The sequence below is a fragment of the Novosphingobium sp. genome, assembly GCF_036820275.1.
GTDB lineage: Bacteria > Pseudomonadota > Alphaproteobacteria > Sphingomonadales > Sphingomonadaceae > Novosphingobium.
Map to the genome: position 1 here is coordinate 37,674 of NZ_DAISLT010000002.1, position 13,993 is coordinate 51,666.

12 protein-coding genes are annotated in these 13,993 nt (G+C 66.2%); 5 read left to right on the plus strand and 7 right to left on the minus strand.

Annotation, left to right across the window (positions count from 1 at the left end):
• Nucleotides 1-3: 3 nt before the first annotated feature.
• Both V7066_RS01515 and V7066_RS01520 read right to left on the minus strand, forming a co-directional pair.
• Nucleotides 4-1,590 carry an amino acid ABC transporter ATP-binding/permease protein gene (locus V7066_RS01515; protein ID WP_334181492.1) on the minus strand — a complete coding sequence of 529 codons (1,587 nt, stop codon included), beginning with the start codon at nt 1,588-1,590 and terminating at the stop codon, nt 4-6.
• On the minus strand, nt 1,587-3,149 hold the full coding sequence (locus V7066_RS01520) for an ABC transporter ATP-binding protein/permease (protein WP_334181493.1): 1,563 nt from the start codon (nt 3,147-3,149) through the stop codon (nt 1,587-1,589). Before V7066_RS01520 ends, V7066_RS01515 begins: the two co-directional genes overlap by 4 nt.
• 129 nt (nt 3,150-3,278) lie before the next feature.
• On the opposite strand from V7066_RS01520, the gene V7066_RS01525 reads away from it, so the two are divergent.
• Genes V7066_RS01525 through cydX form a run of 3 tightly spaced genes read left to right on the plus strand, consistent with a single transcriptional unit; the run spans nt 3,279 to nt 6,154 of the window.
• Nucleotides 3,279-4,865, plus strand: coding sequence for a cytochrome ubiquinol oxidase subunit I (locus V7066_RS01525; protein WP_442947288.1), 1,587 nt, complete (start codon nt 3,279-3,281; stop codon nt 4,863-4,865).
• Nucleotides 4,866-4,878: 13 nt separating this feature from the next.
• Nucleotides 4,879-6,027 (plus strand): cytochrome d ubiquinol oxidase subunit II, encoded by a 1,149-nt coding sequence (cydB, locus tag V7066_RS01530; protein ID WP_334181494.1) that lies wholly within the window; start codon nt 4,879-4,881, stop codon nt 6,025-6,027.
• A gap of 10 nt (nt 6,028-6,037) precedes the next feature.
• Entirely contained in the window at nt 6,038-6,154 is a 117-nt protein-coding gene (gene cydX / locus V7066_RS01535; RefSeq protein ID WP_147220632.1) for a cytochrome bd-I oxidase subunit CydX, read from the plus strand.
• Between the two features lie 67 nt (nt 6,155-6,221).
• On the opposite strand, the gene V7066_RS01540 is transcribed toward cydX, so the two are convergent.
• The gene (locus V7066_RS01540) at nt 6,222-7,673 is read right to left on the minus strand and encodes an NAD-dependent succinate-semialdehyde dehydrogenase (protein ID WP_334181495.1); all 1,452 of its coding nucleotides are present in this window, start codon (nt 7,671-7,673) and stop codon (nt 6,222-6,224) included.
• Nucleotides 7,674-7,891: 218 nt separating this feature from the next.
• On the opposite strand from V7066_RS01540, the gene V7066_RS01545 reads away from it, so the two are divergent.
• Complete coding sequence (locus tag V7066_RS01545) at nt 7,892-8,908, plus strand: DUF2889 domain-containing protein (RefSeq protein ID WP_334181496.1); 1,017 nt, start codon at nt 7,892-7,894, stop codon at nt 8,906-8,908.
• A 67-nt stretch (nt 8,909-8,975) separates the two neighbouring features.
• Here the strand turns inward: V7066_RS01545 and V7066_RS01550 are convergent, their stop codons facing one another.
• From V7066_RS01550 to V7066_RS01560, 3 genes are read right to left on the minus strand one after another with little or no spacing between them, the layout of a single operon-like run.
• Nucleotides 8,976-9,428, minus strand: coding sequence for a MaoC family dehydratase (locus tag V7066_RS01550; RefSeq protein WP_334181497.1), 453 nt, complete (start codon nt 9,426-9,428; stop codon nt 8,976-8,978).
• Nucleotides 9,428-9,901 carry a GNAT family N-acetyltransferase gene (locus V7066_RS01555; protein WP_334181498.1) on the minus strand — a complete coding sequence of 158 codons (474 nt, stop codon included), beginning with the start codon at nt 9,899-9,901 and terminating at the stop codon, nt 9,428-9,430. The genes V7066_RS01550 and V7066_RS01555 overlap by 1 nt, the downstream gene beginning before the upstream one ends.
• Entirely contained in the window at nt 9,898-11,754 is a 1,857-nt protein-coding gene (locus tag V7066_RS01560) for an acetyl/propionyl/methylcrotonyl-CoA carboxylase subunit alpha (RefSeq protein WP_334181499.1), read from the minus strand. Before V7066_RS01560 ends, V7066_RS01555 begins: the two co-directional genes overlap by 4 nt.
• A gap of 79 nt (nt 11,755-11,833) precedes the next feature.
• Between V7066_RS01560 and V7066_RS01565 the strand changes: the two genes are divergently transcribed.
• Nucleotides 11,834-12,262, plus strand: a complete 429-nt coding sequence (locus tag V7066_RS01565; RefSeq protein WP_334181500.1) for an endonuclease domain-containing protein — start codon at nt 11,834-11,836, stop codon at nt 12,260-12,262.
• A gap of 11 nt (nt 12,263-12,273) precedes the next feature.
• Here V7066_RS01565 and V7066_RS01570 read toward each other — a convergent pair whose 3' ends face one another.
• Entirely contained in the window at nt 12,274-13,875 is a 1,602-nt protein-coding gene (locus V7066_RS01570) for a carboxyl transferase domain-containing protein (RefSeq protein ID WP_334181501.1), read from the minus strand.
• Between the last annotated feature and the right edge of the window lie 118 nt (nt 13,876-13,993).

The following is a 13,993-nucleotide window of genomic DNA, read 5'->3' on the forward strand; positions in this document are numbered from 1 at the left end:
GTCTTAGAGCAGCTCGGAGACTTCCACCGCTTCCTCGCAGAGCGCCAGGGGCGCCTTGCGGTGCGAGACCAGCACGAGGCCGCTGCCGGTTCGTTCCAGCCAGCCGCGCAGGCTCTCGACCAGTTCGGCTTCGGTGGCGGCATCCAGGCCTTCGCTGGGTTCGTCCAGCAGCAGCCAGGGGCGTCCGCTCAGCAATGCGCGGGCCAGCGACAGTCGCTTGCGCTCACCGCCCGAGAGAATCCCGCCGCCCTCGCTGACCGGGGTATCGAGGCCCTGTTCGCTGCGGCGAATGCGTCGGTCGAGTTGGGCGACCTCCAGCGCGGCCCACATTTCCGCTTCGGTCACGCCGGAACGGGCGAGGCGCAAGTTGTCGGCCACGGTGCCGATCAGCATCGGCGCGTCCTGCGGCGACAGCGCGAACTGGCTGTTCAGGCGCCAGGCGGGAAGAGCATCGAGCGGTTCGTGATCGACGCCGAGCGCCGCGAGCGGCTGTTGCATTCCGGCAAGCGCCAGCAGCACGCGCGTCTTGCCCGAGCCTGACGCGCCGGTGATAGCCAGCCGCGCACCGGGCTGGAACTGCCGCGCGCCTAGCGTGAGCGGGGCCGCTGCGGCGGCGACAGGTTCCTGAAGCTCGGCATCGAGGGCATTGAGCGTGGCGATTCGCCGCAATCCCGCTTCGAGCGAGGCGCGGCGCAGCAGACTGCGCGACAGTCCGCCCATTGCCTCCACCGCCGAAGCGGTCGCCAGCATGGCCAGCGCCACCATCGGCGCCGATTCGCGGGCCAGCAGCAGGACACCGGCCACGGCCACGCCGCCGTAGATCGAGAGCAGCGCACCTTGCAGGGCCTCGGCGCGGAACAGCCCGGCACGGGCCTTGTCGAGCCGTTCGGCGATCGGTTCGAGTTCGGCGAGTGCCCGGTCGGCCAAGCCATAGGTGGCTATCTCCGCGCGAGAACCGGCGAGTTCGATATAGCGGATGCGCAAGTCTCCGAGGGCGCTGGCGGCGGCTTCGGCGGGGGCGCGGGTCAGGCGTTCGGAGAGGCGGCGGAACAGGACAGGCAGACCGACCATCATCACCGCAAGGAACAGCAGCGCCGCCCAGCCGCCGAAGGCGACGAGCGCCAGGCTGACCACGGCCGAGACGATCGCCGCGTGGCGCGCGGGTTGGCGGATCACCAGATCCTCCAGCGCTTCCACGTCGTCGATCAGCCGGGTGCTGGCTTCGCCAGGCGAAGTGTCGGGGGCGTGGCGGCTGTCCTGCGCGGCGAGCTTGTCGAACAGCGTCCCGCGCAAGTCGGCCATGCCCTCCAGCGCGACTTTGTGGGAGAGCAGGCGCTCGCCGTAGCGCGAGAGGGTGCGCACGATCGCCAGCAGGCGGATCGCCGCGCTGGGGATCAGGTAGTTGAAGGCCATGGCGGTGGCGACACCGGCGGAACCGGCAAGCGCGGCGGCGGTCAGGAACCAGCCGGAGAGGGCCAGCAGCCCGATCGCGGCCACGGCGGCAAGGCCCGCGCAGAGGCTGGCGAAGAACAGGCGGCGGCGGGCGAGGCCGGCGATTGTGAGAAGTTGGGGCCGCTTGGGGGAATTCACAGCTTGATCTCCCGGCGGGCGGCACGGATCAGGGCGGCGTCGTGGGTGGCGACGAGGATACAGCGTTCGGCCGAGAGTTCCCGGAGTAGGGCGACGATCATGGCGGCGGAAGCCGCGTCGAGGTCGGCGGTCGGCTCGTCGCAGAGGATCAGCGGTCGCGCGGAGAGGATCGCGCGGGCGAGACCTATCCGGCGCCGCTCGCCCCCCGAAAGGCCGGATCCGGCATGGTCGACAGGCATGGCAAGGCCGCCGCGCCGTGCCAGCACCTCACCGAGACCTACCTTTTCCGCGACCGCGAGCACTTCGGCCTCGGTGGCTTGCGGTGCGGCGAGCGCGAGGTTGTGGCCGAGGGTGCCGGTCACCAGCAGCGGGCGCTGCGCGGCCCAGGCCACGGCTTCGGGCAAGAGCGGCAGGCCGGAGCGCATGGCAATGTGGCCCAGTGTCGGCACGAGTTGCCCGGCGATGGCGGCCAGCGTGCTCGTCTTGCCGCTGCCGGTCGGGCCGGACAGGGCTACGAGGTCCGCCGGTTCCAGCTCGAAATGGAGCGGGCCTACCGAAAGGCCGGGGAAGGCAAGGGCAAGGTGATCGACATGGAGACCGTCGAAGGGCGCGGCCTTTTGGGTCTTGAGCGGTGTCGGCGCTTCTTCGAAGGGGGCCAGGGCCTTCTCCGCAGCTTCGCCAAGCTGCTTCTCGTGATAGGCGGCGGCGAGGCGGCGCATCGGCAAGTAGAATTCCGGGGCCATTGCCAGCACGAAGAAGGCGGGAACCAGAGTGAGCTTCTCCGGCGCCGGGAACGGCAGCAGGCCGAGCAGCGAGAAGCCGCAGTAGACGGCGACCAGCGCGATCGAGAGGGCGGAGAAGAACTCCAGCACCGCGTTGGACAGGAAGGCGGTGCGCAGGACCGAGACCGTGCGGCGGGCCACTTCGCCAGTGGCGGTGCGGACCTGGCGGCCGATGCGTCTCTCGGCGCCGAAGTGGCGGATCAGCGGCAGATGGGTCACGCGGTCGACGAAGAGGCCCGACAAGGCGCCCAGCGCGGCCAGCTGGCGCTCGGCGGCGCGGCGGGATGCGGTTCCGGCCAGGATCATTCCGAGGGTGAAGGGCACCAGCGTCCCCAGCATGATCGCCGCTGCCACCCAGCTGGCCGGAGCGACGATCGCAGCCACCACCAGCGGGCCGATCACGGCGTTGATTCGGATGGGAGAAAACCGGACGTCGCGATTCTCGATTGCCGTGTTATGGTCCAGGGCAAGATTTGCGCTTTCGCCTGAGGAGACCAGTCTCGCCAGCCGTCCGCCGAGAAGTCTTTGCCAGAGATGGCCCCGGCGGGTGCGGCTTGCCGCCTGCGCGCCCCCCACGGCGATCCGGTCCACCGTGCAGGACGCCAGCGCGCGCAGCACTACGCCGCATAGTATCCATGCAGCAGGAAAGGCAGGCGGCCCACCGTCCGCCACGGCGCCTACGCCGGTTGCCACCCCCCACGCAAAGAGCGCCGCACCGGCAATATCGATGAGCCAGGCACTGGGGATCAGAACCCGAGCAAATTTGACATAGATCAAATTAAGTAAACCATGTAAGTAAAGTTTGACAGCTTTCCGATCGAAGCCTAACGCGACCCTACGAAACCAACCAGCTTGGGGCAATCGCTTTCTTCCCGCCTCAAGCCGCTAAAAACAGCGGGATTCGACATGATCGACATGGCAGTGGTGGAACTATCGCGGCTGCAGTTCGCCTTGACGGCGCTGTACCATTTTCTCTTCGTTCCCCTGACATTGGGCCTTTCCTTCATTCTTGTAATTACGGAAAGTGTTTATGTCATAACCGACCGTCCCATCTGGCGGGACGTGACCCGGTTCTGGGGCAAGCTCTTCGGAATCAATTTCGTGCTCGGCGTGGCCACCGGTCTCACCATGGAGTTCGAGTTCGGGACCAACTGGGCCTATTACTCGCACTACGTGGGAGACATCTTCGGCGCTCCGCTGGCGATCGAGGGCCTGATGGCCTTCTTCCTCGAGGCCACTTTCGTGGGCCTGATGTTCTTCGGCTGGGACCGCCTTTCCAAGCGCGGCCACTTGCTGACGACGATCATGGTCGCGGTCGGCTCGAACCTGTCGGCGCTGTGGATTCTCATCGCCAACGGCTGGATGCAGCACCCCACGGGCGCTGTCTTCAATCCCGAGACGATGCGCATGGAAGTGTCCAACTTCAAGGACGTGCTCTTCAACCCGGTGGCGCAGGCCAAGTTCGTCCACACCGTCAGCGCGGGCTATGTCTGCGCCAGCGTCTTCGTGCTGGGCGTGTCCTGCTACTACCTGCTGCGCGGCCGCCATATCGAACTGGCCAAGCGCAGCTTCACTGTGGCAGCGGCTTTCGGCCTTGCCTCCTCGCTCTCGGTCGTCGTGCTGGGTGACGAGAGCGGCTATGCCCTCACCGACAACCAGCAGATGAAGCTGGCCGCGATGGAAGGCATGTGGGAAACCGAGAAGGCGCCCGCCGGGCTGACGCTCTTCGGCATCCCCTCCAACTCCGCGCGCGAGACGGCTTACGAGATCAAGGTGCCCTATGTGCTGGGCCTGATCGCCACCCGCAGCCTTTCGGGCGAAGTGGCCGGTATCGTGCCGCTGGTGGAGCGGGCCGACTACCGCATCCGTCAGGGCGTGATCGCCTATGACGCGGTGGAAAAGCTCAAGGTCAACCGGGGCGACCTGGCCGCGCGTGAGGCCTGGGAACGTCACAAGAGCGACCTCGGCTATGCCCTGTTGCTCAAGCGCTTCGTGGCCGATCCGCGTCAGGCAGACGATGCGACGATCGCCAAGGCCGCCTGGAGCACCGTGCCCAACGTCCCGGCGCTGTTCTTCATGTTCCGCATCATGGCGGGGCTGGGCTTCTTCCTGATCGTGTTCTTCGCGACCGCCTTCGCTTTCTCGGTCCGCCGCCGGTTCGACCGCAAGTGGTTCCTGCGCACCGCCCTCATCGTGATGCCGGCGCCGTGGATCGCGATCGAAGTGGGCTGGGCCGTGGCCGAGTTCGGCCGCCAGCCCTGGGCGGTGGACGGCGTGCTGCCGACCTTCCTCGGCGCATCGAGCCTGACGACCACCCAGATCTGGGCGACGATCTTCGGCTTCACCGCGCTCTATAGCGTCCTGGCGGTGATCGAAGTGAAGCTCATGCTGCAGACCATCCGTCACGGGCCGGAGCCTTACGAACCCTATGAAGGCGAGCCCGCTTCCGAGCGCGCGCCTGCTGCCACCTTCACCGCCATCCCGGCCGAGTAAGACGGAGGCCACAATGTCCATACCCTTCGACTACGAAACGATGCGGCTGATCTGGTGGACGCTGATGGGCGTCCTGCTCATCGGCTTCGCCCTGACCGACGGCTTCGACCTCGGCTCGGCCGCGCTCCTGCCCTTCGTGGGACGTACCGATGCCGAGCGCCGCATGGTCATCAACGCCATCGGCCCGACCTGGGAAGGCAACCAGGTCTGGTTCATCCTCGGCGGCGGGGCGATCTTCGCGGCCTGGCCCTACGTCTATGCGGTGAGCTTCTCGGGCTTCTACCTTGCGATGTTCCTGGTGCTGGCCGCTTTCATCCTGCGTCCCGTAGGGTTCAAGTACCGGTCCAAGCGTCCCGATCCCGCCTGGCGCGCGCGTTGGGACTGGGCGCTCTTCGTCGGCGGCTTCGTCCCGGCGCTGGTCTTCGGCGTGGCGGTCGGCAATGTCCTCCAGGGCGTGCCCTTCCGGCTCGATACCGACATGCGCAGCTTCTACGAAGGTACGCTGCTCGGCCTGTTCAGCCCCTTCGCCTTGCTGGCCGGTCTCGTCTCGGTGGCGATGCTGGTCCTCCACGGCGCGGGTTGGTTGACGCTCAAGCTGGAGGACGGCCCGGTGCGCGACCGCGCCCAGCGCTACGGACAGATCGCCGCGCTTGTCGCCTTCGTGCTCTACGCTTTGGGCGGCGTGTGGCTGGCGATGGGCGATATCGGCTACCGTCTGGTCGGCGCGGTCGATCCGCTCGGTCCCTCGAACCCGCGCATGGCCGAGGCCGCCCACGCGGCGGGAGCATGGCTTGCCAACTACGGCGCGCATCCCTGGATGATCTTCGCCCCGGTGCTGGGCCTAGCCGGACCGCTGGTGGCGCTCATGGGCATCCGCGGACGCAAGGACACGCTGGTCTTCGCGGGTTCCTCCATGGCGAACCTCGGCATCATCGCCTCGGTCGGCCTGTCGATGTTCCCCTTCATCCTGCCCAGTTCGATCGACGCGCGTTCCAGCCTGCTCGTGTGGAATGCCTCGTCCAGCCACACGACCCTGTTCGTCATGCTGCTGGTGACGCTGATCCTGCTGCCGATCGTGCTTTTCTACACGGCCTGGGCCTACAAGGTGATGTTCGGCCGGATCACGACGCGCGACGTCAACCTCAACCCCGATTTCTACTGAGGAAACGACAATGTGGTATTTCACATGGATACTCGGCGTCGGCCTGGCCGTCGGCTTCGGCATCATCAACGGCGTGTGGGTGGAGTTCCACACCGATCCGGCGGATGAAAAGACCGTGCTCGACTGAAACGGTCGGCACAGGAAAAAGGGCAGGGGGCCGACGGCCTCCTGCCCTTTTCGCATCTGTAAGGTCGTCAGGCCGGCTTGATGCCCATGCAGAGGTACTTCACCTCCATGTAGTCATCGAGGCCGTAGTGCGATCCCTCGCGGCCGAGGCCGGACTGCTTGACCCCGCCGAACGGCGCAACTTCGGTGGAGATCAGCCCGGTGTTGATCCCGACCATGCCCGCCTCCAATGCCTCGGCCACGCGCCAGACGCGGCTGAGGTCGCTGGCATAGAAGTAGCTGGCCAGGCCGAATTCGGTATCGTTGGCCATGCGGATGGCGTCGGCCTCGTCGGTGAAGCGGATCACGCCCGCCAGCGGCCCAAAGGTCTCTTCCTTCGCCAGCTTCATGCCCGGCTTCACGCCCGAAACCACGGTGGGGTTGAAGAACGAACCGCCGCGTTCGTTGCGCTGGCCGCCCGCCAGAACTTTCGCTCCGCCGGCAAGCGCATCCTCAAGATGCTCCTCCACTTTCTCGACCGCCTTTTCGTCGATCAGCGGGCCGACTTCGGTGCCTGCATCCATGCCGTAGCCGACTTTCATGGCCGAGACCCGCTTCGCCAGCTTCTCCACGAACACGTCATAGACGCCGTCCTGCACATAGAAGCGATTGGTGCACACGCAGGTCTGGCCGCCGTTGCGGAACTTGGAGATCATCGCGCCGTCGATCGCGGCATCCACGTCGGCATCGTCGAACACCAGGAACGGTGCATTGCCGCCCAGCTCCATCGAGGTCTTCTTGATCGTCTCGGCGCACTCGCGCAGCAGGTCGCGGCCGATCTCGGTGGAGCCGGTGAAAGTCAGCTTGGCGACCTTGGGGCTGGCGGTCAGTGCCGAACCGATCTGCCCGGCGCTGCCGGTGACGACATTGACCACACCCGCCGGAATGCCCGCCAGTTCGCAGAGATGCGCGATGGCCAGCGCAGAATAGGGCGTGGCCGAGGCGGGTTTGATGACGATCGTGCAGCCCGCCGCCAGCGCCGGGCCTAGCTTGCGGGTAATCATCGCATTGGGGAAGTTCCAGGGCGTGATCGCGGCGACGACCCCGACGCCCTGCTTGATCACGACGATGCGGCGATCGGCGGCATGGCCGGGAATGGTGTCGCCATAGGCGCGCTTGGCCTCTTCGGCGAACCATTCGATGAAGCTGGCGCCATAGGCGATCTCGCCGCGCCCTTCGGCCAGCGGCTTGCCCTGCTCGCGGGTCAGCAGTTCGCCCAGATCGTCCTGATGCGCGATCATCAGGTCGAACAGCCTGCGCATCAGTTTCGAGCGTTCGCCCGCAGTCCTGGCGCGCCATGCGGGCAGGGCGCGTTCTGCGGCATCGATGGCGCGCCGGGTTTCGTCCGCGCCCATCTTCGGCACCGTGCCCAGCACCGTGCGGCTGCCGGGATCGGTGACTTCGAACGTGGCACCGGAATCGGCATCGCACCACTGGCCGTCGATATAGCACTGCTGACGGAGGAAATCGGTGAAAGCCATGGTCTAGCGGGTCCTCGCTCGTTTTGCGCGCGGCGGCGCAGGCTGCCGTGGAGATATGCAGCACCGGATAGCGAGGCAACCGCCGACCGATCGAGAGGTTCCAGCTAGCGCCGGCGCGATTGGTGAACGCGAGGGGCATTTTCCGCAGGCCGCATCTAGGCAAGCCCTTGGCCAAAATGTCAGGCTGACCGACGAAAACAAGAACGCAGGATGCCACCATGACGGTCCACTACCCGCCGCCCCCGCGCCAGACGGCCAATCCGGCCCCGGTGCGCTCTGCCCGTTCGCTGCGCCGCACGTCCAGCATAGACGTTGCATGGCCCGATGGCGTCGATGGTCCGCGCCTCTTCGTCGGCCGTGCGCGGGACTATCTGACCGGGCCGGACGGTCATGGCCGTACGCTGGCCATGGGCGAATTCTCGCTGCGGATGACCGAGGACAAGACCATCACCGAGATCGCCGCAGAACCTGCTCCGGCAACTATCGGCGGACTCGTGGGCGCCCGTGCGGGCGGGCATTTGCGCATGACCCTTCGCGAAATCATGCCCGAACTGATTGCGAAGGCCGATCCGCTCTACCTCGTGCTCGATGATCTTTCGGGCACGGCGCTCGTTTCCTCCTTCGCTTGGGGGCAGTGGTTTCCCGAACGGATGGAAATGCTCAGGAAGCGGCTTGGCGGCGGCAATGAGGACAACCCGGTGCTGGCGCAGCGCGCCAACGTCTGCTGGGGACTTCAGGAAGGCAACAGCGGCGTTACCGGCGGCGTGGCGCTGGAAAACGTGGCCGATGCGGACGCGGGGCACTTGCGCAATCCGGCCGATCCGGAAGGCTGGCATCCTTTCCTCGAACACGAAGGTCCCGGCTTCCGCCGCGCTCGCCGTATCGACGTAACATGCGGCGGCGGCCTGATCCGCATCGCTTCGGCCTTTCAGGACAGCGCGAAGCTGCGCGAAGGCGGCCGCGTCGCCATCCACGAGTACAACCTCGGGGCGACCGTCGATGCGGAGACGCTGGAGGTGCTGAGCCTCGAACCCGAAGCGCGCATCCTGCCGTTCCGCGAATGCCCCGGTGCCGTCCACAACGTTGCGCGGCTGGTCGGCCGGAACTTGGGCCAGGTGCGGGAGGATGTGCTGGACATGCTGCGCGGCCCGGAAGGCTGCACGCATCTCAACGACGCCCTGCGCGCGCTGGCCGATGTTCCGAGACTGGTGGAGGCGCTGCGGGAGACGGCTTGAAGGGAAACGGGGATTCTGGGGGATGATCCCCCAGACCCGCGGAATGTAGCCGTCGTGCTTGGGCCGGTCAGGCGTCCTTTTTCTTCAGCAGGACGCTGCGCAGGCAGGAAAGTGCCACTTCACCGCGCTGATTGGTCAGTTCGTGCCGGAACACCACGATCCCCTGCGACGGCCGTGACTTGCTCTCGCGCATTTCGACCACTTCGCTGGTGCAGGTCAGCGTATCGCCGATAAAGGTCGGTTTGGGCGTCACCACTTTGTCGAAGCCGAGATTGGCAACCAGGGTGCCCACCGTCGTATCCGCGATCGACAGGCCCACGGCGAGGCTGAAGGTGAAAGTGGAGTTGACCAGAATCTGCCCGAACTCGCTCTTCTTCGCGAATTCCGCATCGAGGTGCAGCGGCTGCATGTTGTGCGTCATCGCCGAGAACATCAGGTTGTCGGTCTCGGTGACGGTGCGGCTCGGCTGGTGGGTGATCCGGTCGCCCACCGTCCATTCGTCGAAGAAGCGGCCCGGCATTACTTGTCTCCCTGGTCGAGCATGAGCTTGAAGCCGGCATGGCTCTTGCTCCAGCCCAGTCGTTCGTAGAAGCGGTGCGCATCGGTGCGCGCATTGTTCGAGGTCAACTGGACGAGCTTGCAGCCCCGTTCGCGGCAGCGCTCGACCGCCCAATCGATCATCCGCGAGCCGAGGCCCTGGCCGCGTACCGAACTGTCGATCCGCACTGCCTCGATCTGGCCGCGCCAGGCACCGTGCATCAGCAGGCCGGGGATGAAGGTTAGCTGCAACGTGCCGACGATCCGCCCCTCGAACTCCGCGACCATCAGCAGCTGGTCCGGTGACCCGTCGATGGCGCGAAAGGCTTCGAGATAGGCTGGATCGAGCGGCGGGCCGGGATCGTCGGCATGGCCGATCTGGTCCTGCGCCAGCATGACGACGATGGCGGGAAGATCGTCTTCGCGTGCGCGGCGCATCACCAGTTCGTCGCTCATGCGGGAGCTTCCTCGATGACTTCCTCGATTCGGGCCAGCAGCGCATCGACCTGGACCTGCGCCCCGGCCACGGCATCGAGTTCGGCCACGACGCCGTCGAACGGAGCGGTGAGGGTGTGTTCCATCTTCATGGCTTCGAGCGTTAGCAGCTTCTGCCCTTTCGTGACCGCCTGTCCTGCCGAAACCTCGACCGCGATGACCTTGCCGGGCATCGGCGCCAGAATCGCGCCCGAGGCATCCGTGCCGCCATGCACGCCGTCGCGGCGCCAGGGGGTGAGCAGCCAGGCCTGTCCCTGCTCGGTGACGAGCACGGCTTCGTCGGGCTCTTCGCTGCCTTCGCCCGTCAGCGCGATTTCCACTTTCTCGCCGTCGAGCGAGAACCATGCTGCACGCGCCGGTGCCGCATTGAGACGGAAACCGGCAAGCGGGGTGATGGGCACGAGCGAATTGGCGGCGGCCTCCAGCACTTCGTCGGAAGGCATGGGGGCTTCGGCCATGGCCTCGCCGTCGCGGCCGATCAGGCCGGTATCGACTTTGCCCGCCGCGAAGTCGGGGTGCTGGAGAGCCTTCACAAGGAACGAGGCATTGGTGCGCACCGGCCAGACGGCAGTGTCTTCCAGCATCTCGCCCAGCCGTTCCCGCGCTTCATCGCGGTCTTCGCCCCAGGCGATTACTTTGGCGATCATCGGGTCGTAGAAGGGCGATACTTCCGCGCCTTCGTATACACCGGTATCGATGCGGCCGCCTTCCGCGTCACCGAATTCCAGCAGTTCGAGCTTGCCGATGCTGGGCAGGAAGCCTTTGGCCGGGTCCTCGGCATAGAGACGCGCTTCCATCGCCCAGCCGTCGATCGTGAGGTCTTCCTGCGACTTCGGCAATTTCCCGCCGCTCGCCACCAGCAGCTGCCATTCGACCAGATCGACGCCGGTGATCTCCTCGGTCACCGGATGCTCGACCTGGAGGCGGGTGTTCATTTCCATGAACCAGATGCGGTCTGCGGAGAGCTGGCCCGAGCCATCGGCGATGAACTCGATGGTGCCCGCACCGATGTAATCGACCGCCTTGGCCGCACGCACCGCCGCAGCACAAAGCGCCTCGCGCGTGGCGGGATCCATGCCGGGCGCGGGGGCTTCCTCGATCACCTTCTGGTGGCGGCGCTGGAGCGAGCAGTCGCGCTCGAACAGGTGCACGACATTGCCGTGGCTGTCGCCGAAGACCTGCACTTCGATGTGGCGCGGGCTGGCGATGTACTTCTCGATCAGCACATGGTCGTTGCCGAACGAGGAGGCCGCCTCGCGCTTGCACGATGCCAGCGCGTCCACGAAAGCCTCGGGCGCTTCGACCAGCCGCATGCCCTTGCCGCCGCCGCCTGCAACGGCCTTGATGAGCACGGGATAGCCGATCTTCTCGGCTTCATCGGCCAGGAAGACAGGCTCCTGATTCTCGCCCATGTAGCCCGGCGTTACCGGAACCCCGGCCTCGGCCATCAGCGTCTTGGCGGCGTCCTTGAGGCCCATTGCGGTGATCGAGGACGGGTTCGGTCCGACCCAGACCAGCCCGGCGTCCATCACCGCCTGCGCGAAGGCGGCGTTCTCGGACAGGAAGCCATAGCCGGGGTGGATTGCCTCGGCGCCTGTCTGCCTGGCGGCGGCGATGATCTTTTCGCCAACGAGGTAGGATTCGCGCACGGCCGAGGGGCCGATATGCACCGCCTCGTCCGCCTCGCGCACATGCAGGGCATCGGCGTCCGCATCGGAATAGACCGCGACGGTGCGGATGCCCATCTGGCGGGCGGTGCGGATGACGCGGCAGGCGATCTCGCCGCGATTGGCGATAAGGAGGGAACCTATCATTGATTTAACTCCCATTCGCGCAGTTCCTCCCCGAAACGGGGAGGGGGACCATGCGAAGCATGGTGGAGGGGCACAGGCCATGATCACCGGACCGAGAGGCACGCTCAAACTCGCCCGCAAGCTGCGCAGCGAAATGACCTTGCCCGAAGGTCTGCTCTGGCGCGAACTGCGGCTGCGACCGGGCGGTTTCAAGTTCCGCAGGCAGCATCCGGCAGGTGTCTACGTGCTCGATTTCTACTGCGCGGCGGCGCGGTTGGCGATCGAGGTGGATGGCTTTGCGCATGACTCGGGGTGCGTGATTCAACGGGACGCTGCTCGGTCGCACTTTCTGCGCTCGCAGAGGGTGGCGACCTTGCGGGTTCCCGCCAGGATCGTGCTGCGGGATATCTGCGCAGCGGTTGCCCGGATTGTGGAGGTTTGCGAGGGGAGAGCGAGAGGTCGGGAGAGCTTGCCCGTGCCCCTCCACCATCCTTCGGATGGTCCCCCTCCCCCGGTGGGGGAGGAATAGGCTTTTTCCGCTCACATCCGGAACACCCCGAAGCGGGGTGCCTCCGGAATCGGCGCTTCGAGGCAGGCCGCCAGCGCAAGGCCCAGTACGTCGCGGGTCTGTGCCGGGTCGATCACGCCGTCGTCCCACAGACGCGCGGTGGCGTAGTAGGGGTTGCCCTCGTCCTCGTATTTCTGGCGGATCGGCGCCTTGAAGGCTTCTGCCTCCTCGGGCGACCACTTGGCAGCGTCGCGGTGGACGGTGGCCAGCACCGAGGCGGCCTGCTCGCCGCCCATCACCGAGATGCGGGCATTGGGCCAGGTGAACAGGAAGCGCGGGTCGTAGGCGCGCCCGCACATGCCGTAGTTGCCCGCGCCGAACGAGCCGCCGATCAGCACGGTGATCTTGGGCACCGTGGCGGTGGCGACGGCGGTGACGAGCTTGGCGCCATGCTTGGCGATGCCTTCCGCCTCGTACTTGCCGCCGACCATGAAGCCGGAGATGTTCTGGAGGAACAGCAGCGGAATGCGGCGCTGGCAGGCCAGTTCGATGAAGTGCGCACCCTTCTGCGCGCTCTCGGAGAACAGCACGCCGTTGTTGGCGAGGATCGCCACCGGCTGCCCGTGGATATGCGCAAAACCGCAGACCAGCGTGCTGCCGTAGAGGGCCTTGAATTCGTGGAACTCGCTGCCGTCGACGATGCGGGCGATCACCTCATGCACATCGTAGGGTGCGCGCACGTCCTCCGGCACGATCGCGTAGAGTTCCTCGGGATCGTACTTGGGCGGGCGGGGCGCGCGCAGCGGCTGGTCGTGGTGATGCAGCGGGCCGAGGTGGCTGACGATATCGCGCACGATGGTCAGCGCGTGCTCGTCGTTGTCGGCAAGATGGTCGGTCACGCCGGACTTGCGGCTGTGGAGATCGCCGCCGCCGAGGTCTTCGGCCGAGATCACTTCGCCGGTTGCGGCCTGCACCAGCGGCGGCCCGGCAAGGAAGATCGTGCCCTGTTCCTTCACGATCACCGATTCGTCGCTCATCGCCGGGACATAGGCGCCGCCGGCGGTGCAGCTTCCCATGACGCAGGCCACTTGCGGGATGCCCTTCGCGGACATTTGCGCCTGGTTGAAGAAGATGCGGCCGAAGTGATCGCGGTCCGGGAAGACTTCGGCCTGATGCGGCAGGTTGGCGCCGCCGCTGTCGACCAGATAGATGCACGGGAGGTTGTTCTCCTGGGCGATCTCCTGCGCGCGGACGTGCTTCTTCACGGTGATCGGGTAATAGGTGCCGCCTTTCACGGTGGCATCGTTGCAGACGATCATGCACTGGCGGCCGGACACGGTGCCGATGGCGGTGATCAGGCCCGCGCCGGGAATGTCGTCCTCGTAGAGGCCCTCGGCCGCGAGTTGGCCCAGTTCCAACAGCGGCGAACCGGGATCGAGCAGCCGCTCAACCCGTTCGCGCGGCAGCAGCTTGCCGCGCGCGACATGACGTTCGCGGGATTTTTCGTTTCCGCCGAGCGCAGCCCTGGCGACTCTCTCGTGCAGTTCGGCCACGAGCGCCCGGTTGTGGCGATCGCGCGCCTGCGCTTCGGGACTGTCGGGATTCAGGCTGCTCTGGAGCACCGGTGCGCTCATGCTTGTTTCTCCGGTCCGGCCGTTTCGGCCTCTTCCCAAGTTCGAATGATTTGTCCTGCCTATGTAGACAAGCGCAAGCCTCAGCGGAAATTGAAAGTTTCCGCGCTTCGTAATAGAT